Source organism: Micromonospora sp. WMMC264 (assembly GCF_027497275.1).
GTDB classification, from domain to species: Bacteria; Actinomycetota; Actinomycetes; order Mycobacteriales; family Micromonosporaceae; genus Micromonospora; species Micromonospora chalcea.
In genome coordinates this window covers 4,443,884-4,462,242 of the sequence record NZ_CP114907.1, presented here as the reverse complement: position 1 = coordinate 4,462,242, position 18,359 = coordinate 4,443,884, and the positions used below count along the sequence as shown (strand labels likewise).

Sequence of the window (18,359 nt, the reverse complement as noted above, 5' to 3'; positions counted from 1 at the left end):
CCGGCGCCGCAAGGGGCCAATGGGGTATGGGGTAATTGGCAGCCCGACTGATTCTGGTTCAGTTAGTCTAGGTTCGAGTCCTGGTACCCCAGCGCAGCCGCGGGTTCGCAAGAGCTCGCGGACGCTGGATTCCGGCAGCTCACGCTGGCGGAGTGCAATGAAGGTTCTGGCCCCGTCGTCTAGCGGCCCAGGACGCCGCCCTCTCAAGGCGGTAGCGCCGGTTCGAATCCGGTCGGGGCTACAGCACCGACAGCCCGTCCCGTTTCCCCGGGGCGGGCTTTCTGCTGTCCGGGCAACGTTTTCCGCGTGCGGTGGGGGTGACCCCCGCGGCGCGGTGCCGGACGCGATGCCGCTAGACTACTGCCACGCCACCCGGCAGGGCGGCGAAGCAGGAAAAGTGCCTGGCCCCGTCGTCTAGCGGCCCAGGACGCCGCCCTCTCAAGGCGGTAGCGCCGGTTCGAATCCGGTCGGGGCTACGTCACCGAACGGCCCGTCTCGCTACGCGAGGCGGGCCGTTCGCATTCCCCGCCCCACCCCGTTGATCATGAAGTTAGCGGCAGTCTGGGAGATCAAAAATGCCGCCAACTTCATGATCAACGCGAGAGGGGGGTGGGGGTGGGTGGGTCAGAGGCCGGAGAGGCGCTGGCCGGCTCGGACGACGGCCATGGCGTGGCGTTCTCCGGGGCGGCGGCCGAGGCGCTCGATCGGGCCGGAGATGCTGATCGCGGCGATCACCCGGCCGGTGCGGTCCCGGATCGGCGCCGAGACGCTCGCCACACCCGCCTCCCGCTCCGCGACGCTCTGGGCCCAGCCGCGCCGCCGTACCTCGGCCAGCGTGCGGCCGGTGAACTTGGAGCGGGGGAGCAGCGGCATGACCGCCTCCGGCGGCTCCCAGGCGAGCAGGATCTGCGCCGCCGACCCGGCGGTCATCGGCAGCACCGAGCCGACCGGGACGGTGTCCCGCAGGCCGCTGGCACGCTCGGCGGCGGCCACGCAGATCCGCTCGTCGGCGCGCCGCAGGTAGAGCTGGGCGCTTTCGCCGGTGGCGTCCCGTAGCGCGGCGAGCAGCGGCTCGGCGGCGGTCAGGAGCACGTCCGGGGCCGCGTTCGCCAGCTCGCCCAGGCGTGGACCCGGGCGCCAGCGCCCCTGGGTGTCCCGGACGAGCATCCGGTGGATCTCCAGCGCCTGTGCCAGCCGGTGCGCGGTGGCCCGGGGCAGCTTGGTGCGTTCAACGAGTTCGGCCAGGCTGGCGCCGTCGACACAGGCGGCCAGGATGACCACCGCCTTGTCGAGAACGCCGACACCGCTCATACTGTGTCCCACAAGCCGAAATTTACCTCCCAGAATTTAGGATGTCCAGATGGTGGGAGTCACTCAACCGAGGACCCTGGCCGAGAAGGTCTGGGACGCACACGTGGTCCGCTCCGCCGACGGCGAGCCGGACCTGCTCTTCATCGACCTGCACCTGCTGCACGAGGTGACCAGCCCGCAGGCGTTCGACGGGCTGCGTCTGGCCGGGCGCGGGGTCCGCCGTACCGACCTGACGATCGCGACGGAGGACCACAACACCCCGACCGGGTACGACGACCCGGCGTTCCGCCTCCGGCGCGGCGACCTGCTCACGATCGCGGACCCCACCTCCCGCACCCAGATCGAGACGCTGCGTCGCAACTGTGCCGAGTTCGGCGTCCGCCTGCACGCGCTGGGCGACGAGAACCAGGGCATCGTGCATGTCATCGGCCCGCAGCTCGGCCTCACCCAGCCCGGCATGACGATCGTGTGCGGCGACTCGCACACCGCCACCCACGGCGCGTTCGGCGCGCTCGCGTTCGGCATCGGCACCAGTGAGGTCGAACACGTGCTGGCCACGCAGACGCTGCCGCAGGCCCGGCCGAAGACCATGGCCGTGAACGTGGTCGGCGAGCTGGCGCCCGGCGTCACCGCCAAGGACCTGGTGCTCGCGCTGATCGCGCAGGTCGGCACCGGCGGCGGTCGCGGTCACATCGTCGAGTACCGGGGCGAGGCGATCCGCGACCTCTCCATGGAGGGGCGGATGACCATCGCCAACATGTCCATCGAGTGGGGCGCCAAGGCCGGCATGATCGCGCCGGACGAGACCACGTTCGCGTACCTGAAGGGGCGGCCCAACGCGCCCCAGGGCGACGCCTGGGACGCGGCGCTGGAGTACTGGCGGACGCTGCCCACCGACGACGGCGCGACGTTCGACACCGAGGTCACGCTCGACGCGAGCCGGATCACGCCGTTCGTCACCTGGGGCACCAACCCCGGGCAGGGTGTGCCGCTGGGCGCGACGGTGCCGTCCCCGGAGGACTTCGTCACCGAGCCGGAGCGGGTCGCCGCCCGGCGCGCGCTGGAGTACATGGACCTCACCCCGGGCACGCCGATGCGTGACCTGGCCGTGGACGTGGTCTTCGTCGGCTCCTGCACCAACGGCCGCCTGGAGGACCTGCGTGCCGCCGCCGACGTGCTGCGCGGGCACCGCGTCGCCGACGGCGTACGCATGCTCGTGGTCCCCGGCTCGGCCGCGGTCCGCGAGGCGGCCGAGATCGAAGGGCTGGACAAGGTCTTCACCGAGGCCGGCGCCGAGTGGCGTTTCGCCGGCTGCTCCATGTGCCTGGGCATGAACCCGGACACGCTGAAGCCGGGTGAGCGTTCCGCCTCGACCTCCAACCGCAACTTCGAGGGCCGCCAGGGCCGGGGCGGGCGTACCCACCTGGTGTCCCCGCCGGTCGCCGCCGCCACCGCCGTGGTCGGCCGGCTGGCCGCCCCCGCCGACCTGTAGAAGGGCAGCCGAGAGATGGACAAGTTCACCACCCACACCGGCACCGCCGTGCCGCTGCGCCGATCCAACGTGGACACCGACCAGATCATCCCCGCCGTGTACCTCAAGCGGGTGACCCGGACCGGATTCGCCGATGGTCTGTTCAACGCGTGGCGGGAGGACCCGTCATTCGTCCTCAACGATCCCGTCCATTCGGGTGCGTCGATTCTGATCGCCGGCCCCGAGTTCGGCACCGGATCATCCCGGGAGCACGCCGTCTGGGCGCTGCGGGACTGGGGCTTCCGGGCCGTCATCTCGCCCCGCTTCGGTGACATCTTCCGCGGCAACGCGCTCAAGGAAGGCCTCCTTCCGGTCGAGCTGGAATTGAAAGCCGTGGAAGAACTGTGGGATCTCGTGGAATCCGAGCCGACCACGCCGATCACTGTCGACCTCGCCGCCCGCCAGGTCCACGCCGGTGACGCCACCTGGGCGTTCCCGCTGGACGACCACAGCCGCTGGCGGCTGATGGAGGGCTTGGACGACATTGGACTCACCCTCCGGCACGAGGCGGAGATCGCCTCGTACGAGGCGTCCCGGCCGTCGTTCCTGCCCTCGGTAGCCTGACTCCGGCCCGAATTCGCCCCCACCGGTGCGCCCGGTGGGGGCGAATCCGTTACGACACAAGGGCTTTTTTCCACCGAATGTTTGTGTCCAGGCAGCACAGGGCATAACGTGCGCGCAGAATGGCTCGCGTCGAGTCAGTTGCACAATCGGGAGGAAGTCGTGAACAAGGCCGAGCTCATCGAGGCGCTCGCCGTTCGCCTGGGGGACCGGAAGACGGCGACGGCCGCGCTCGACGCGGTTCTCGCTGAGGTCCAGGCGGCGGTCACCAAGGGCGAGAAGGTGGCGATCACCGGTTTCGGAGCGTTCGAGAAGCGCGTCCGGGGAGCCCGAACAGCGCGCAATCCGCGTACCGGCGAGGCGGTGAAGGTCAAGAAGACCTCCGTCCCGACGTTCCGGGCGGGCGCGGGCTTCAAGGAGATGGTGGCCAGCGGCAAGGTGCCGAAGGACACCGCCGCCGCGAAGAAGACCACCGGCGCCGCGAAGAAGACCACAGCGGCGAAGACCACCGCCGCCGCGAAGAAGACCACGGCGGCGAAGGCCACCAAGACCACCGCTACCAAGAAGGCCGCGCCGGCGAAGAAGGCCGCCGCGACCAAGACCACGGCGGCGAAGAAGACGACCGCGGCGAAGTCCACCGCGGCGAAGAAGACCACCACCGCCAAGAAGACGACCGCGGCGAAGTCCGCCACGGCCAAGAAGACCACGGCGGCCAAGAAGGCGCCCGCGAAGAAGGCACCGGCCAAGAAGGCCGCCACCCGGCGCTGACCGGACGGCCCACGAAAGGGCGCCCACCGTTGCCGGTGGGCGCCCTTTCGCATGGGTACGCCGTTGACCGTCCGCCGTCGCGCCCCGCAGAATCGCCGTGCCGAAAACCCCCGTCGGTCACGAGAAGAGGCGCCCGTGCGGCACCGTCACCTCTCCACCCTCACGCTCGCGCTCGGTATCGCGGTCCTGCTGGACGTGCTGCGGGTCTGGCTCCCGTCGGTCATCACCCTCTTCGGGCGGGCCGCCGAGACACCGGCCGAGCTGCTCGGCGCGTTCGCGCTCGGCTGGTTCCTGCTCGCGCTCGCCGCGCCTGCGCTCGTACGCCGCACCGGCGCCGCCCCGGTCGGACTCGTCGCCGCCGTTGTGCTGGCGGCGGCGCGGCTGGCGCTCACCGCGCAACCCGGTGGTCCGGCCCAGCTCTGGCTGGCCTGCGCCGGGCTGCTCGCCGGCCTGGTCTGGCTCGCCGCCACCGCCGCGTCCGTGCCCCGGCCGGTGGCCGGGCTGGCGCTGGGCATGGCCGGGAACGCGGTCGGGCACGCCCTGCTCGGCACCGAGGACCTGGTGTGGCGCGGCGGTGTGCTCGCCTGGAGCCTGAGCGCCCTGCTGGTGCCGGCGTTCCTGGCCGCGTCGGTGGCGGTACGGCGGGAGCGGGCGGACACGTCGGCGGCGGGGCCGTCCCCGACGGGCGCGGGCCACGGCACAACCGGGCGGCGTATCCGCGTTCCGGGACGCCGGGCCTGGCTGCTGTGCGGGCCGGCGCTGCTGCTGGCCGGTCAGGTGGCGCTCGCCCCGGCGCTCTGGAGCGCCGCCGCCGGCACCGGATCGCCTGCTTTCCCCGGGCTCGCCCGCCCCGGCAGCGGTGCCCTGCCGGGCGCGCTCGCGGTGCTGCTGTTCCTCGCGGCGGCGTTGTTCCGGGCACCGGCGCGCGTGGCGCGGGTGCTGTGGCCACTGGCGTTGCTCGCCGGGTCGGTGCTGTTCGTGACCGGGCATCTCGTTCCGGCGTACCTGCTCACCGCCGCCGGTCTCGGCGGCTGCCTGGCCCTCACCGACACGACCGGCGACGGGCCCGCAGCCGCCGACGACGCGGCCGGGCCGGGCGACGACGGACGGGCGGGGGCGCGACGCGGGCGGGCGGCGGCGCTCGGGATGCTGGTGTTCGCGGTGGCCACGGTGGCCTACTACGCCGCCTACGACCTGGGGTACCCCAACGGCTGGGCGCCGGTCGCCACGGCCGTCCTGGTGGCTCTGGTGGCGGCTACCGCGCCTCTCCGGGCCACCCCGGCATCGTCCGGCGCGGCCTCACCCGGCCCGGTGCTGCCCACCACGGTCCGGGTCACGGTCCTGGCCGGCCTGACCGCACTGGCCGCGCTGGGCGCCGCGCTGCACGTACCGCCCGCACAGGCCCGGGCCACGGCCGCGCCGGCGGCGGTACGGGTGGCCGCGTACAACATCCGGATGGGGTTCGGCCTGGACGGCCGGCTGGACCTCGACGCGCTGGCCCGGGAGCTGCGCGGCGCGGACATCGTGCTGCTCAGCGAGGTGGACCGGGGCTGGTGGCTCAACGGCGGCCACGACACGCTGGCGTTGCTGGCCCGGCGGCTGGAGATGCCGTACGTCTTCGCGCCCGCCGCCGACCCGGTCTGGGGCGACGCGGTGCTCAGCCGGTTCCCGGCGCGTTCCGGGCAGACGCGGCGGCTGACCGCGCACGGCGCGCCGACCGGTGCGCAGGCCCTCGGCGTCACGCTCGACCTCGGTGGTCGCGAGCTGGCAGTGGTGGCCACGCACCTGCAACCGCCGCCCGGCCGGGATCCGGTGGAGCAGGCCCGCGAGGTGGCCGCGTTCGCCGGCCGGTACGCCGCCGGCCGTCCGCTGGTGCTCGGTGGTGACCTGAACACCGAGCCGGCCGACCCGGCGTTCGCCGAGTTCACCGGCGCCGGGCTGGTGGACGCGCTGGCCCCGGCCCGGCCGTTGCGGACCAGCCCGGCCGACGACCCGCGCACCCAGATCGACCACGTCTTCGTCTCCCCGGGCCTGACCGCCGGTGAGGTACGCGCGCCGCGTACCGAGGCCAGCGACCACCTCCCGGTGACGCTCACCGTCACGCTGCCCTGAGCCGCCTCACAGCCGGTCCGGGAGGACCAGCCGGTCACCGGTGAACGGCAGCAGCCAGCCACCGCCCTTGGCGGTGGTGAAGTCCTCGTCCACGCGGCCGGTGAGCCGTTCCAGCGCGCCCGGGATCACCTTGCCCTGGCTGCACACCGCCACCGTCCCGGCGGCCTGCGCCAGCGCGACCAGGCGGGCCGCGGCGGCGAGCGCGCACTCCTCGGCCTGCTGGCCCGGCTCCGGCTCGTCGAAGTCGCCGCACACCTCGATCGGCAGGTCCAGCCGGGCCGCGGCCGGGCTCAACGTCTGCACGCAGCGGCGCGCCGAGGCGGAGCACAGGCGGGCCGGGCGGACCAGGGCCACGAGCGGCACCAGCGCCAGCGCCTGGGCCTGCCCGTCGTCGTCCAGCGGGCGCCCGTGGTCCGGGCCGGTCCAGGTGCCGCGCTTGCCGGCGCTGGCGTGCCGCACCAGCAGCACGGTCGCGGTGACCGGCGGCAGCGCCGCGAACGCGGCGATCACCTCGGCGTCGTGCGGGTAGCTGACCCGGCGTACCGCGTCGTCGACCGGGAACCAGGCCACGTCGTCGACCTCGGTGCCGGGCTGGAAGCCGCCGGCGCCGGCCGCCCGCATGGACCAGTAGTCGACCGCCTTGGCGTGACCCTCGCTGCGGTAGCGGACGGTGGGCAGGCGCACCTGCGGCACCGCGCGTACGTCAGTCTCCTCGGCGACCTCACGGACGGCGGCGACCAGCGGATGCTCGCCGCGGTCCAGCTTGCCCTTCGGCAACGACCAGTCGCCGTACCGGGGGCGGTGCACGAGGCAGACCTCGACGCCGGCCGGGCCCGGGCGCCACACCACGCCGCCCGCGGCCCGGATCCGTACCGGCTCGTCGTCGCTCACCCGCTCACCGTATGCCCGCCCGGCACGCGCCACGGCCCGCTCAGTCCGCCCGGCCGCCGACCCGGCGCAGCAACAGGTCCTGCAGGTGGGTCAGCGGCGTGTCGCCGTCGCCGGTACGCCGGTGCCAGGTGCCGTCGGCGGCCAGCTCGAACGCGTCCACGTCGGGGTCGAACGCGGCGGTGAGGACGTGGTCCAGCTCGGCGCGGGCCACCGGATCGCTCACCTGCACCAGCGCCTCGACCCGGCGGTCCAGGTTGCGGTGCATCAGGTCGGCGGAGCCCATCCAGAACTCGGCGTCGCCGTTGTTGCCGAACCGGAAGATCCGGGAGTGCTCCAGGAACCGGCCGAGAATCGAGCGGACCCGGATGTTCTCCGACAGCCCCGGCACGCCCGGCCGCAGCGTGCACATGCCCCGGATCAGCAGGTCCACGTGCACGCCGGCCCGCGACGCCCGGTAGAGCGCGTCGGTGATCTCCTCGTCCACCAGGGAGTTCACCTTGAACTGCACCAGCCCCGGCATGCCCAGCCGGACGTGCTCGATCTCCCTGTCGATGCGCTCGATCAGGCCGCTGCGGATGCCCTGCGGCGCCACCAGCAGCCGCCGGTACGCGGTCTGCCGGCTGTAGCCGGTGAGCACGTTGAACAGGTCGGTCAGGTCGGCGCCGATCTCCGGGTCGGCGGTGAGCATGCCGAAGTCCTCGTAGAGCCGTGCCGTCTTCGGGTGGTAGTTGCCGGTGCCGATGTGGCAGTACCGGCGGATCTGGTTGCCCTCCTGGCGTACGACGAGCGCGGTCTTGCAGTGCGTCTTGAGGCCCACCAGGCCGTACACCACGTGGCAGCCGGCCCGTTCCAGCGTGCGCGCCCAGCCGATGTTCGCCACCTCGTCGAAGCGCGCCTTCAGCTCCACCAGCACCACCACCTGCTTGCCGGCGGCGGCCGCGTCGACCAGCGCGTCCACGATCGGGGAGTCGCCGCTGGTGCGGTAGAGCGTCTGCTTGATGGCGAGCACGTTCGGGTCGGCCGCGGCCTGCTCGACGAAGCGCTGCACGCTGGTGGCGAACGAGTGGTACGGGTGGTGCACCAGCACGTCGCCGTCGCGCAGCGTGGCGAAGACGCTGCGCGGCACCTCGCCCTCGGCCAGGCGCGGATGGGTGGCCGGCACGAACGACGGGTCCTTCAGGTCGGGCCGGTCCGCCTCGCCGTAGACCTGCCACAGCGCGGACAGGTCGAGCAGCCCGCGTACCCGCAGCACGTCGTGGTCGTCCATGTCCAGCTCGCGGACGAGCAGCTCCAGCATGTGGTCGGAGATGGACGCGGCCACCTCCAGGCGTACCGGCGGACCGAACCGGCGCCGGGCCAGTTCCCGTTCCAGCGCCTGGAGCAGGTCCTCGTCGCGGTCCTCGTCCACCTCGACCTCGGCGTTGCGGGTCACCCGGAACAGGTGGCACTCGACCACCTGCATGCCGGAGAAGAGCTGGCCGAGGTGCACCGAGATGAGGTCCTCCACCGGCAGGAACCGCACGCCCGGCTGCTCCCGGTGGACCCGGACGAACCGGGGCACGTTGTTCGGCACCTTGACCCGGGCGAACAGCTCCGAGCCGCCGTCCGGGTCGCGTACCGAGACGGCCAGGTTCAGCGACCGGCCGGAGATGTACGGGAACGGGTGCGCCGGGTCGACCGCCAGCGGGGTGAGCACCGGGAAGATGTGCTCCCGGAACCAGGTGCGCAGCCGCTCCCGCTCGGCGTCGTCCAGGTCGCTCCAGCGCAGGATGCGGATGTCCTCGGCGGCGAGCTTCGGCAGCACGTCGTCGACCAGGCAGGCGGCGTGCCGGGCGACCAGGCCGGCGGCCTTCTCGGTGACGAGTTCGAGCTGGGTGCGCAGCGGCAGCCGGTCGCCACCGCGCACCGGCAGGCCCGCGGAGAGGCGGCGCTTCAACCCGGCCACCCGGACCATGTAGAACTCGTCCAGGTTGCTGGCGAAGATGGCCAGGAACTTCGCCCGTTCCAGCAGCGGGGTGCGCGGGTCCTCGGCGAGCGCCAGCACCCGGGCGTTGAAGTCGAGCCAGGACAGCTCCCGGTTGAGGAAGCGGTCCTCCGGCAGCGGCTGCGCCGGTGGCGACCCGGCGTCCGGGCCGGTCTCGTCCGGGCCGGTCTCGTCCGGGCCCTCGACCGGGTCGAGCGGCTCGTCCAGCCCGGTGGCGCCGGCCGCGTCCGGGTCGGCGCCGAGGCGCTCCTCCGGGGGCCGGGGCTGGCGGAACCGCCCGTCCGGGCCGCGGCTGGGGCGGCCGTTGCGGGGCGGGCCGGGGTCGAGGATCGGCGGCGGGCCGTCGGGGTGCTCGCGAGGGGTGCTCACCACCTCATGATTCCCCGATAAGGGTGAACGGAAAATGAACTCCGGCCAGGTTGTTCACGCCATGGTCGGCAAGGTCACCCGGACGACCTCGCCGTCGGCGTTTCGCTCGATCCGGACACGCTGCCCCAATCGGAGCAGCCGCAGCCCGGAGGCGTCGAACGCGCGGGCCGGGAACGCCAGCTCGGTGCCGTCGTCGAGCAGCAGCACGCCGCTGCGGGTCGACGCGTCGTAGGTGGCCACCGTGCCCTGCATGCCAGCACCGTACCGGACTTCGGCCCCGGCCAGCAGCGCCGCCGTGCGTGGCCCCAGACCCAGCCCGGCGGCGGCGGCCAGGTCCGCCGGGGTGTCCACGTCCCGGCGCAGGCTGGGCCAGTCACCGGCCAGCGGCAGCGCCCCGCTCGCCGCGTGGGCGGCGGCCGAGCCGGGCCCGAACCGCGGCGCCAGCGGCACCCCGGCCGGCGCGGCCAGCAGCACGGTGCCACCGCCGGGTGCGTCCGCGACGTACCCGCGTACCCCCTGGGTGGCACGCAGCGCGGCGGCCAGCTCGGCCGGTCGCAGCGCGGGCAGGTCGGCGGTCAGGCCGGCCACGGCGGCGCGCGGCCCGGCGACGGCCGCGCCGTGCCGGAACGCCGCGTTCAGCCCGGCGCCCGGATCGGCGGCGACCCGGGCGCCCGCCGCGTCCGCCGCCGCGCGCACCCGCGCGTCGTCGGTCACCACGAGCACCCCGGCGACCGCCGGGCACGCCCGCGCCGCGCGCAGCGTGTCGGCCGCCAGGGCCAGCGCCAGCTCCTCATGGGGTACGCCGGGCAGCGCGCCCCGCAGCCGGCTCTTCGCCGCTCCCAGGCGCTTCACCGGCATCACCACGGTCCAGCGGGCCTCAGACACGCCGACCATCCTGCCAGCGGGAGCGCCGGTACCCGCACTGGCCGCAGCGGGGGCGAACAGGCATGATTCTGTGCCGGGGCGCGTGGGCGGATCGAGGAGGCACTGTGGCACGGCGGAGGCTGGGGTTCTGGCGACGGCTCGCCGTGGTGCTGGTGAAGCCGCTGATGACGGTCTGGACCCGGCGCACCTGGCGGGGCATGGAGCACCTGCGCGGCGACGGCGGCGTGATCCTCGTGCCGAACCACATCTCGCACGCCGACCCGCTCGTGGTCGCCCACTACATCTACGACGCCGGGCGCTGGCCGCGTTTCCTCGGCAAGGCCAGCGTGTTCCGGGTGCCGGTGGTCGGCGCGATCCTGCACCGCTGCCAGCAGATCCCTGTCGAACGGGGCACCGTCGAGGCGGTCAAGTCGCTGGACAAGCTGGTCGCCGCGCTGGCCGAGGGGGGCGCCGTGGTGATCTACCCGGAGGGCACCACCACCCGGGAGCCGGACCTGTGGCCGATGAAGGGCAAGACCGGCGCGGCCCGGCTGGCGCTCGCGACCGGCGCCCCGGTGGTCCCGATCGCCATGGTCGGCCCGGAGCGGATGTTCGACCCGCGTACGGCGCGGTTCGGGCTGCGCCCGCGTACCCCGGTGACGGTGGTCGCCGGCCCGCCGGTGGACCTGAGCCCCTGGGCCGGCGCCACGCCGACCCGGCCGATCCTGGAGGAGATGACGGACACCATCATGCTGCGCATCCGGGATCTGGTCGCGGAGATCCGTGGCGGCACACCACCGCCGCTCTGGCAGCGGCCCGCCCGCACCGGCATCCGGGAGGCCGGCGAATGAGCGGGCACGTGGCGGTGCTGGGCGCCGGGTCCTGGGGGACCGCGTTCGCCAAGATCCTCGCCGACGCCGGGCGGGACGTCACGGTCCTGGCCCGCCGGGCCGCGGTGGCCGAGGCGATCCGGACCGGGCGGCACAACCCGGAGTACCTGCCGGGGATTCGCCTGCCCGAGCGGGTGACCGCCACCGGCGACGCCGCCGAGGCGATCGAGGGCGCCGAGGTGGTGGTGCTCTCGGTGCCGTCGCAGACGCTGCGCGGCAACCTCGCCGACTGGACGCCGTACGTGGCGCCGGACGCCACGCTCGTGTCGCTGATGAAGGGCATCGAGCTGGGCACCACCAAGCGGATGAGCCAGGTGATCATGGAGACCGCCGGGGTGCCCGCCGACCGGGTGGTGGTCGTCTCCGGGCCCAACCTGGCCCCGGAGATCGCCGCCGAGCAGCCGGCCGCGACGGTGGTCGCCGGCACCGACAGCCGGCGTACCGCGCTGGTGCAGGCGTCCATCCGGACCCCGTACTTCCGCCCGTACACGAACGACGACGTGATCGGCTGCGAGCTGGGCGGCGCGGTGAAGAACGTGATCGCGCTGGCGTACGGCATCGCCACCGCGATGGGCTTCGGCGACAACACCCGGGCCATGCTGATGACCCGGGGGCTGGCCGAGACCGCCCGGCTGGGCGTGGCGCTCGGCGCCGACCCGATCACGTTCGCCGGGCTGGCCGGCATGGGCGACCTGGTCGCCTCCTGCTCGTCCCCGATGGCCCGTAACCGCACCTTCGGCGAGCACCTCGGCCGGGGGGAGTCGCTGGAGCAGGCCCAGGCGGCCACCCGGCAGACCGCCGAGGGCGTCAAGAGCTGCCTGGCCATCCGCGACCTGGCCCGCGCGCACGGGGTCGAGATGCCGATCACCGAGCAGATCGAGCGGATCTGCCACGAGGGGATGGACCCGCGCCTCGCGGTGGACGCGCTGATGAGCCGTACCGCCAAGCCGGAGTCGTACGAGTGAGCGGAGCCGGGATGAGTGGCGAGAACTGGGGCGACGGCACGCGCAGCGTCCACGCCGGACTGCCGGAGGCGGTACCCGGGCAGCCGTTCCTGCCCGGCCCGGTCTTCGCCGCGCCGTACCACCTCGACCCGGAGCGCGGCCCGTCGGCGGCGGCGGACGGGTACGGGCGGCCGGACAACCCGACCCGGCGACTGCTGGAGACGGCGATCGGCGAGCTGGAGGGCGCCGACTGCCGCGTCTTCGCCAGCGGCCAGGCCGCCATCACCGGGCTGCTGCTGACGGTGCTGCGACCCGGCGACACCGTGCTGCTGCCCGCCGACGGCTACTACTCGGTGCGCTCGTTCGCCTCGGGCACGCTGGAGCAGCTCGGCGTACGGGTGACGCTGGTGCCGACCGCCGGGCCGTACCCGTCGTTCGACGGCGTGCGGCTGGTGCTGCTGGAGACCCCGGCGAACCCCGGCCTGGACGTCGTCGACGTGCGGGCGGTGGCCGCCGCCGCGCACGCCGCCGGGGCGCTGGTGGCGGTGGACAACACCACCGCGACGCCGCTCGGGCAGCGCCCGCTGGACCTCGGCGCGGACGTGGTGGTCGCCTCCGGCACCAAGGCGCTGACCGGCCACTCGGATCTGCTGCTGGGCTATCTGGCCACCCGCGACGCCGGGCTGCGGGACGCGGCGACCACCTGGCGCAACGCCACCGGTGGGGTGCCCGGCGCGTTCGACTGCTGGCTGGCCCACCGGTCGCTGGCCACGCTCGACCTGCGGCTGGCCCGGCAGACCGCCAACGCGCGGGCGCTGGCCGACCTGCTCGCGGCCCGGCCGGACGTGACCGGGGTGCGCTGGCCCGGACGGCCGGACGACCCGGCGTACCCGGTCGCGTCGGCACAGATGCGGCGCGTGCCGGGCGTGGTCTCGTTCGACCTGGGCGACGAGGGCCGGGTGGCCCGGTTCCTCGGCGCCTCCCGGCTGGTGGCCGCCGCCACCTCGTTCGGCGGGCTGCACAGCACCGCCGACCGGCGCGCCCAGTGGGGCGACGCCACGCCGCCCGGCTTCGTGCGGTTCTCCTGCGGCATCGAGGACACGGCCGATCTGCTCGCCGACGTGGCGGCCGCGCTGGACGCGGCGGGCTGACGGCGCGACGCCCGCTGGGCTATCGTGACGGGCAGCCACGGCCCGTGCGGCCCCGACCCGAGGAGGTGAGTCCGATCCCCCAGCAGAGGACCGGCGTTCCCTCCGAGTCCGCGTCGCCCAGGAGCTGAGGCGACGCCGGGAGCGCCGACGAGCGCTTCCCGAAAGGCCTGCCATGGCATCCACCGTGTTCACTCCCGATCGTCCGGCCCTCGTCCGCCGGCTGCGCGCCGCCGGTTGCGTCTTCGCCGAGGACGAGGCGGACCTGCTGATCGCCGCCGCCGACTCGGCGCAGACGTTGACCCGGCTGGTCGACCGTCGCGTCGCCGGCCTGCCGCTGGAACATCTGCTCGGCTGGGCCGAGTTCTGCGGTCGGCGGATCGCCGTCCACCCGGGTGTGTTCGTGCCGCGCGGCCGGACCGCCCTGCTCGTCGACGCCGCGACGGCGCTGGCCGGGCCGGCCCCCGCGGTGCTCGACCTGTGCTGCGGCTCCGGCGCCGCCGCCGTGGTGCTGCACGAGCGGCTGACGCCGCGCTGGCTGGCCGCCGCCGACATCGACCCGGTGGCGGTGGCCTGCGCCCGGCGCAACCTCGAACCGCTGGGCGTCCCGGTCTACGAGGGCGACCTGTTCGACGCGCTGCCGGCCGGCCGGCGCGGGACGCTGGACCTGGTGGTGGCGAACGCGCCGTACGTGCCGACCGCCGCGGTGACCTCGCTGCCGGCCGAGGCGCGCCTGTACGAGGCGCCGGTGGCGCTGGACGGCGGCACGGACGGCCTGGCCGTGCTGCGCCGGGTCGCCTCCGGCGCGGCCGAGTGGCTCGCCCCGGGCGGGCATGTGGTGGTCGAGGTGAGCGTCGCGCAGGCCCCGGAGTTGTGCGCCGTGTTCACCGCCGCCGGGCTGGAGCCGGCTGTGGTCCGCGACGAGGAACGCGAGGCGACAGCGGTGACCGCCCGCCGTCCCGGCTGACCGCGGCGGGGGAGTCCCGGCTGATCGCGGTGGGGGAGTCCCGCCGGGGGCGTGGCGGGTGGGCCGGACGGGAACTAGCCTCGGGTCAGGCGCGGCGGGAGGCGGTGGCGGTGGGCAGCGCAGGTGTGCCGGTGGTGGTGGGGTTGGACAACGGGGGCACGAGCGACAACGCCACTGTGCTGACCGTCGACGGCCGGTTCCTGGTGGACGGGCTGCTGGAGATCCCGAGTGACGTGGGCGCCGGGCCGGAGGCGGCGGTGGAGGCGCTGGCGCGGGCGTTCGACGGCGTGCTCGCCCACACCGGCGTGCCCCGCGACCTGGTATGCGCGGTCGGGCTGGACACGCCCGGCCCGGCCAGCGCCACCGGGGTCATCTCCTCGCGGGGCTCCACCAACTTCTCCCAGCCGGCCTGGCGCGGCTTCGACGTGCGTACCGCGCTGGAGCGGCGGCTCGGCCTGCCGGTGGTGTACGCCAACGACGGCAACGCCGCCGCGCTCTACGCCCACCACGTGCACTTCGGCGCGGACGCGATGGCCCGGTCCTCGGTGGCCGCGATCGTCGGCACCGGGCTCGGCGGGGGTGTGGTGGAGTCCGGGCGGGTGGTCGGCGGCGCGGCCGGCATGGCCGGCGAGTTCGGGCACGTGCACATCCCGCTGGACGGCCTGGTCGAGCCGGACCAGGCGGCGCCGGTCTGCGCGTGCGGCTTCACCGGTGACGCGGAGAGCGTCGCCTCGCTGACCGCGATCCGGCGCAACCTGCTGCCGTACTGGCTGGCCCGGCATCCGGAGCATCCGCTGGCCGCGGAGGAGCCGGACCGGGCCGCGAAGCTGCTGCGCGGCTACGGCGAGCGGGGCGACCCGCTGGCCCGCCAGGTGTTCGGCCAGCAGGCGCGGGCGCTGGGGCGGCTGTTCACCATCGCGGCCAACTTCACCGACCCGCACGCGTACTTCGTCGGCGGGGGCGTGGTGGAGGCGGCGCCGGAGTTCCGGGACTGGTTCCTCGCCGCTGTCGCCGAGCACACGGTGCTCCGTGCGGAGCAGCGGGCGGTGGCCACCTTCGCCCTGGTGCCGGACCGGGACATGGCCGGGGCGCGTGGGGTGGCCATCGCCGCGCTGGAGGCGGTGCGCGCCGCCGCCGTGGCCGCGCCGTTGCGGCCGGGCGGCGCGTCCACCTGAGGAGCCGCGGTCAGGGGCGCGGCGGCGCCGCGGTGAACGCGGCCCAGGCGTGCGGCCGGAACACCAGCACCGGGCCGGCCGGGTCCTTGGAGTCGCGGACCGCCACCGAGCCGGGCAGCGGCGCCATCTCCACGCATGCGCCCTCGTCGCCGCTGTGACTGCTCTTGCGCCAGCCGGCCGGTGTCGGGTGCGGACGGTTCGTGCCGTTCATCTGGGTCACCTCTCGTTCAGCAGGCGGAGCAACTGGTCCCGACTGGCCGCCGGGCTCAGCGCCACGGTCCGCAGGTGCTCCATGATCTTGGTGCAGGTACGCAGGTCGCCCGGCCGGTCGAGGATCATCTGCCCGGCGACGGTCTCCACCGAGGCGATGATCGGGTCCTCCGGGTCGGCGAACTCCAGCATGTGCAGCGAGCCCCGGGTACCGCGGTGGTAACCGGCGGCCAGGGGGATCACCTGCACCGTGATGTTCGGCAGCTCGGCCATCTTCACCAGGTGCTGGAGCTGGGCGGACATGACCGAGGGCCCACCGACCGGGCGCAGCAGCGCGCCCTCGTCGATGATGGCGTCGAGGATCGGCGGCTCGTCCCCGGAGAGCCGCTGCTGGCGGTCCAGCCGTAGCTGCACCCGCTGCTCCACCTGCTCGTCGCTGAGGGTGTGCGGGCCGCCGCGCATCACGCCGCGGATGTAGTCGGCGGTCTGCAGCAGACCGGGCACCACCGACGGCTCGAAGTTCGCGATGCCGGTGGCCTCGGCCTCCAGCGCGATGAAGTCGATGGTGCGGCGGTCCAGCAGGTACGAGTAGGACACCCACCAGCCGGGCTTGCGGGCGTCCTTCGCGAGCTCCACGGCCGCGGCGATCTCGTCCGGGCCCACGCCGTAGCTGGTCAGCAACGCGCGCACGGTGGCGGGACTGATCAGCGTCTGCGCGTTCTCGTAGCGGGACAGCGTGCTCCGGGTGCTGTTGATCTCGTCGGCCGCGGACTCCAGGGTGAGGCCGGCGGCCTCCCGGTGGGTCCGCAGTGCGATGCCGAGCCGTCGGGCCCGGGCGGTCTTCGGCGCCATGCATCGATGGTCGCACATCTGGTGGGAAAATGTGCGTGAGAGAAAGTCGATGAGAGTTGCATTCACGCCCGTGAACCTGTCAATCTGTGACGGCGTCCTCACCGCCGGTTGTCGTGGCGACGGTGGCGGTGAGCGACCGGAGGGGATGGGGCGCGCGGTGGTCGGATTTCTACTCCCCCACGATCCGGCCGCCGCGTGCCCCTGCCGGTCCACGAGATGGGGAGGGGTTCCGCGATGACGGTGACGGCCTGCCGCCTGCGGAGCGGAGGTGGCCGGGAATGACCCGGTTCCTCGTGGTCCTCACCGACGTGCGACCCCCGGACGGCGCCGGGCGCGACGAGCGGACCAGCCCCGAACGCCGACGGCAGGTCGTCGGCGCGAACAGCCGGGAGGCGGCCGACCGGATCGCCGGCGCGTTCATGGCGCTGGGCATGGTGCGGGCCGGCCGGCAGCGCGTCAAGGTGATCGCGGTCGGTCGCCGGCCCCGGCACCCGGCCTTCTGAGCCGCAGCCACCCTCGTATGGTTACTCCCTGTATATGTCACCTTGACCGTTTGCCACGTGGCTCCGCGTCTCCCCGGGTATCGACCACCCCCGCCGACAACGCACAGTAAGGTCAATCGGGTGAGCGCCACCGGCGAGCACGGCCAGCCGCAGTCGCGACGATGAGGTGACCATGACCACCCCAGGCAAGACCCGTGTGGCGATCGTCTTCGGTGGCCGCAGCCCCGAGCACGGCATCTCCTGCGTCAGCGCCGGCAGCGTGCTGGCCGCGCTCGACCCGGACGAGTTCGAGGTGGTGCCGGTCGGCATCACCCGGCAGGGCCAGTGGGTGCTCGCCGACGGCGAACCGAGCCGGCTCGCCATCACCGACCGGAAACTCCCGGAGATCACCGCCGGGTCCGGCGCCGAGCTGGTGCTGCGCGCCGACCCGGCCGCGGGCGGCCTGATGGTGCTCGACCCGGCCCAGGGGCCGGTCGCGCTCGCCGACGTGGACGTGGTCTTCCCGGTGCTCCACGGCGCGTACGGCGAGGACGGCACGATCCAGGGAATGCTGGAGATGGCCGACATCCCCTACGTCGGCGCGAACGTGTTCGCCTCCGCCGCGGCCATGGACAAGGAGTTCACCAAGAAGCTCTGCGCCGCCGAGGGCATCCCGGTCGGCCCGTACGCGGTGCTGCGCGCCGGGATGTCGCTGAGCGAGGAGGACAAGGAGCGCCTCGGGCTGCCCGTCTTCGTCAAGCCGTCCCGGGCCGGCTCCTCGTTCGGCATCACCAAGGTCGACGACTGGGCGGACCTGGACGCCGCGCTCGTCACCGCCCGGGAGATCGACAGCAAGGTGCTCGTCGAGGGCGCCGTGGTCGGCCGCGAGATCGAGTGCGGTGTGCTGGAGGGCGAGGCCGGCGGCGCGCCGGAGGCCTCGGTGCTCGCCGAGGTGCGGATGATCGGCGACCGCGACTGGTACGACTTCGAGGCCAAGTACATCTTCGCCGACGAGGTCTGCGAGTACGACGTACCGGCCGACCTGCCCGAGCCGGTCGCGCGGCAGGTGCGCGACTACGCCACCCGGGCCTTCACCGCGCTCGACTGCTCCGGCCTGGCCCGGGTCGACTTCTTCGTGACCCCGCAGATGGACGTCTACCTCAACGAGATCAACACGATGCCGGGCTTCACCCCGACGTCGATGTTCCCGCGGATGTGGTCGGCCAGCGGGCTGGAGTACCCGAAGCTGGTCAACCGGCTGATCCGTACCGCCCTGCACCGCCGCGCCGGCCGCTGAACC

17 protein-coding genes, 3 tRNA genes and 1 pseudogene are annotated in these 18,359 nt (G+C 74.0%); 14 read left to right on the top strand and 7 right to left on the bottom strand.

Annotation, left to right across the window (positions count from 1 at the left end; translation table 11 throughout):
• Nucleotides 1-20: 20 nt before the first annotated feature.
• The 3 genes from O7542_RS19340 to O7542_RS19330 all read left to right on the top strand — a co-directional run bounded on the left by O7542_RS19340 (nt 21) and on the right by O7542_RS19330 (nt 476).
• A tRNA-Gln gene (locus O7542_RS19340) sits at nt 21-92 on the top strand.
• A 76-nt stretch (nt 93-168) separates the two neighbouring features.
• Nucleotides 169-241, top strand: a tRNA-Glu gene (locus O7542_RS19335).
• A 162-nt stretch (nt 242-403) separates the two neighbouring features.
• Nucleotides 404-476, top strand: a tRNA-Glu gene (locus O7542_RS19330).
• Nucleotides 477-624: 148 nt separating this feature from the next.
• On the opposite strand, the gene O7542_RS19325 is transcribed toward O7542_RS19330, so the two are convergent.
• Complete coding sequence (locus O7542_RS19325; protein ID WP_013284529.1) at nt 625-1,311, bottom strand: IclR family transcriptional regulator; 687 nt, start codon at nt 1,309-1,311, stop codon at nt 625-627.
• Between the two features lie 49 nt (nt 1,312-1,360).
• Between O7542_RS19325 and leuC the strand changes: the two genes are divergently transcribed.
• The 4 genes from leuC (at nt 1,361) to O7542_RS19305 (ending at nt 6,283) form a co-directional block, all read left to right on the top strand.
• Complete coding sequence (gene leuC / locus O7542_RS19320) at nt 1,361-2,803, top strand: 3-isopropylmalate dehydratase large subunit (RefSeq protein ID WP_281604985.1); 1,443 nt, start codon at nt 1,361-1,363, stop codon at nt 2,801-2,803.
• 15 nt (nt 2,804-2,818) lie between these two features.
• Entirely contained in the window at nt 2,819-3,406 is a 588-nt protein-coding gene (gene leuD, locus O7542_RS19315) for a 3-isopropylmalate dehydratase small subunit (protein WP_043325965.1), read from the top strand.
• Between the two features lie 159 nt (nt 3,407-3,565).
• Complete coding sequence (locus O7542_RS19310) at nt 3,566-4,171, top strand: HU family DNA-binding protein (protein WP_030270029.1); 606 nt, start codon at nt 3,566-3,568, stop codon at nt 4,169-4,171.
• A 135-nt stretch (nt 4,172-4,306) separates the two neighbouring features.
• A complete protein-coding gene (locus O7542_RS19305) occupies nt 4,307-6,283 on the top strand; it encodes an endonuclease/exonuclease/phosphatase family protein (RefSeq protein WP_281604984.1) in 1,977 nt (658 codons plus the stop codon).
• A 6-nt stretch (nt 6,284-6,289) separates the two neighbouring features.
• Here O7542_RS19305 and O7542_RS19300 read toward each other — a convergent pair whose 3' ends face one another.
• From O7542_RS19300 to cofC, 4 genes and pseudogenes are all read right to left on the bottom strand, one after another.
• Nucleotides 6,290-7,207 (bottom strand): NUDIX hydrolase, encoded by a 918-nt coding sequence (locus O7542_RS19300; RefSeq protein WP_281604983.1) that lies wholly within the window; start codon nt 7,205-7,207, stop codon nt 6,290-6,292.
• Between the two features lie 7 nt (nt 7,208-7,214).
• Nucleotides 7,215-9,530 carry an RNA degradosome polyphosphate kinase gene (locus O7542_RS19295; RefSeq protein ID WP_281604982.1) on the bottom strand — a complete coding sequence of 772 codons (2,316 nt, stop codon included), beginning with the start codon at nt 9,528-9,530 and terminating at the stop codon, nt 7,215-7,217.
• A gap of 51 nt (nt 9,531-9,581) precedes the next feature.
• Entirely contained in the window at nt 9,582-9,779 is a 198-nt protein-coding gene (locus O7542_RS19290) for a cold-shock protein (RefSeq protein ID WP_281606486.1), read from the bottom strand.
• Nucleotides 9,780-9,812: 33 nt separating this feature from the next.
• A pseudogene (gene cofC / locus O7542_RS19285) lies at nt 9,813-10,421 on the bottom strand (2-phospho-L-lactate guanylyltransferase); the annotation flags it as partial.
• Nucleotides 10,422-10,516: 95 nt separating this feature from the next.
• On the opposite strand from cofC, the gene O7542_RS19280 reads away from it, so the two are divergent.
• The 5 genes from O7542_RS19280 to O7542_RS19260 all read left to right on the top strand — a co-directional run bounded on the left by O7542_RS19280 (nt 10,517) and on the right by O7542_RS19260 (nt 15,515).
• Entirely contained in the window at nt 10,517-11,242 is a 726-nt protein-coding gene (locus O7542_RS19280) for a lysophospholipid acyltransferase family protein (protein WP_043325959.1), read from the top strand.
• The gene (locus O7542_RS19275) at nt 11,239-12,246 is read left to right on the top strand and encodes an NAD(P)H-dependent glycerol-3-phosphate dehydrogenase (protein WP_281604981.1); all 1,008 of its coding nucleotides are present in this window, start codon (nt 11,239-11,241) and stop codon (nt 12,244-12,246) included. The genes O7542_RS19280 and O7542_RS19275 overlap by 4 nt, the downstream gene beginning before the upstream one ends.
• 11 nt (nt 12,247-12,257) lie before the next feature.
• The gene (locus O7542_RS19270; RefSeq protein ID WP_043325958.1) at nt 12,258-13,376 is read left to right on the top strand and encodes a cystathionine gamma-lyase; all 1,119 of its coding nucleotides are present in this window, start codon (nt 12,258-12,260) and stop codon (nt 13,374-13,376) included.
• A 172-nt stretch (nt 13,377-13,548) separates the two neighbouring features.
• A complete protein-coding gene (locus O7542_RS19265; RefSeq protein ID WP_281604980.1) occupies nt 13,549-14,340 on the top strand; it encodes a putative protein N(5)-glutamine methyltransferase in 792 nt (263 codons plus the stop codon).
• Between the two features lie 110 nt (nt 14,341-14,450).
• Entirely contained in the window at nt 14,451-15,515 is a 1,065-nt protein-coding gene (locus O7542_RS19260; protein WP_281604979.1) for an ROK family protein, read from the top strand.
• Between the two features lie 10 nt (nt 15,516-15,525).
• On the opposite strand, the gene O7542_RS19255 is transcribed toward O7542_RS19260, so the two are convergent.
• Both O7542_RS19255 and O7542_RS19250 read right to left on the bottom strand, forming a co-directional pair.
• On the bottom strand, nt 15,526-15,726 hold the full coding sequence (locus O7542_RS19255) for a DUF397 domain-containing protein (protein WP_064447251.1): 201 nt from the start codon (nt 15,724-15,726) through the stop codon (nt 15,526-15,528).
• A 5-nt stretch (nt 15,727-15,731) separates the two neighbouring features.
• Entirely contained in the window at nt 15,732-16,577 is an 846-nt protein-coding gene (locus O7542_RS19250; RefSeq protein ID WP_043325956.1) for a helix-turn-helix transcriptional regulator, read from the bottom strand.
• Nucleotides 16,578-16,855: 278 nt separating this feature from the next.
• Between O7542_RS19250 and O7542_RS19245 the strand changes: the two genes are divergently transcribed.
• Both O7542_RS19245 and O7542_RS19240 read left to right on the top strand, forming a co-directional pair.
• Nucleotides 16,856-17,080 (top strand): hypothetical protein, encoded by a 225-nt coding sequence (locus tag O7542_RS19245; RefSeq protein WP_043325954.1) that lies wholly within the window; start codon nt 16,856-16,858, stop codon nt 17,078-17,080.
• A gap of 172 nt (nt 17,081-17,252) precedes the next feature.
• Nucleotides 17,253-18,356 (top strand): D-alanine--D-alanine ligase family protein, encoded by a 1,104-nt coding sequence (locus tag O7542_RS19240; protein WP_043325953.1) that lies wholly within the window; start codon nt 17,253-17,255, stop codon nt 18,354-18,356.
• Nucleotides 18,357-18,359 lie beyond the last annotated feature (3 nt).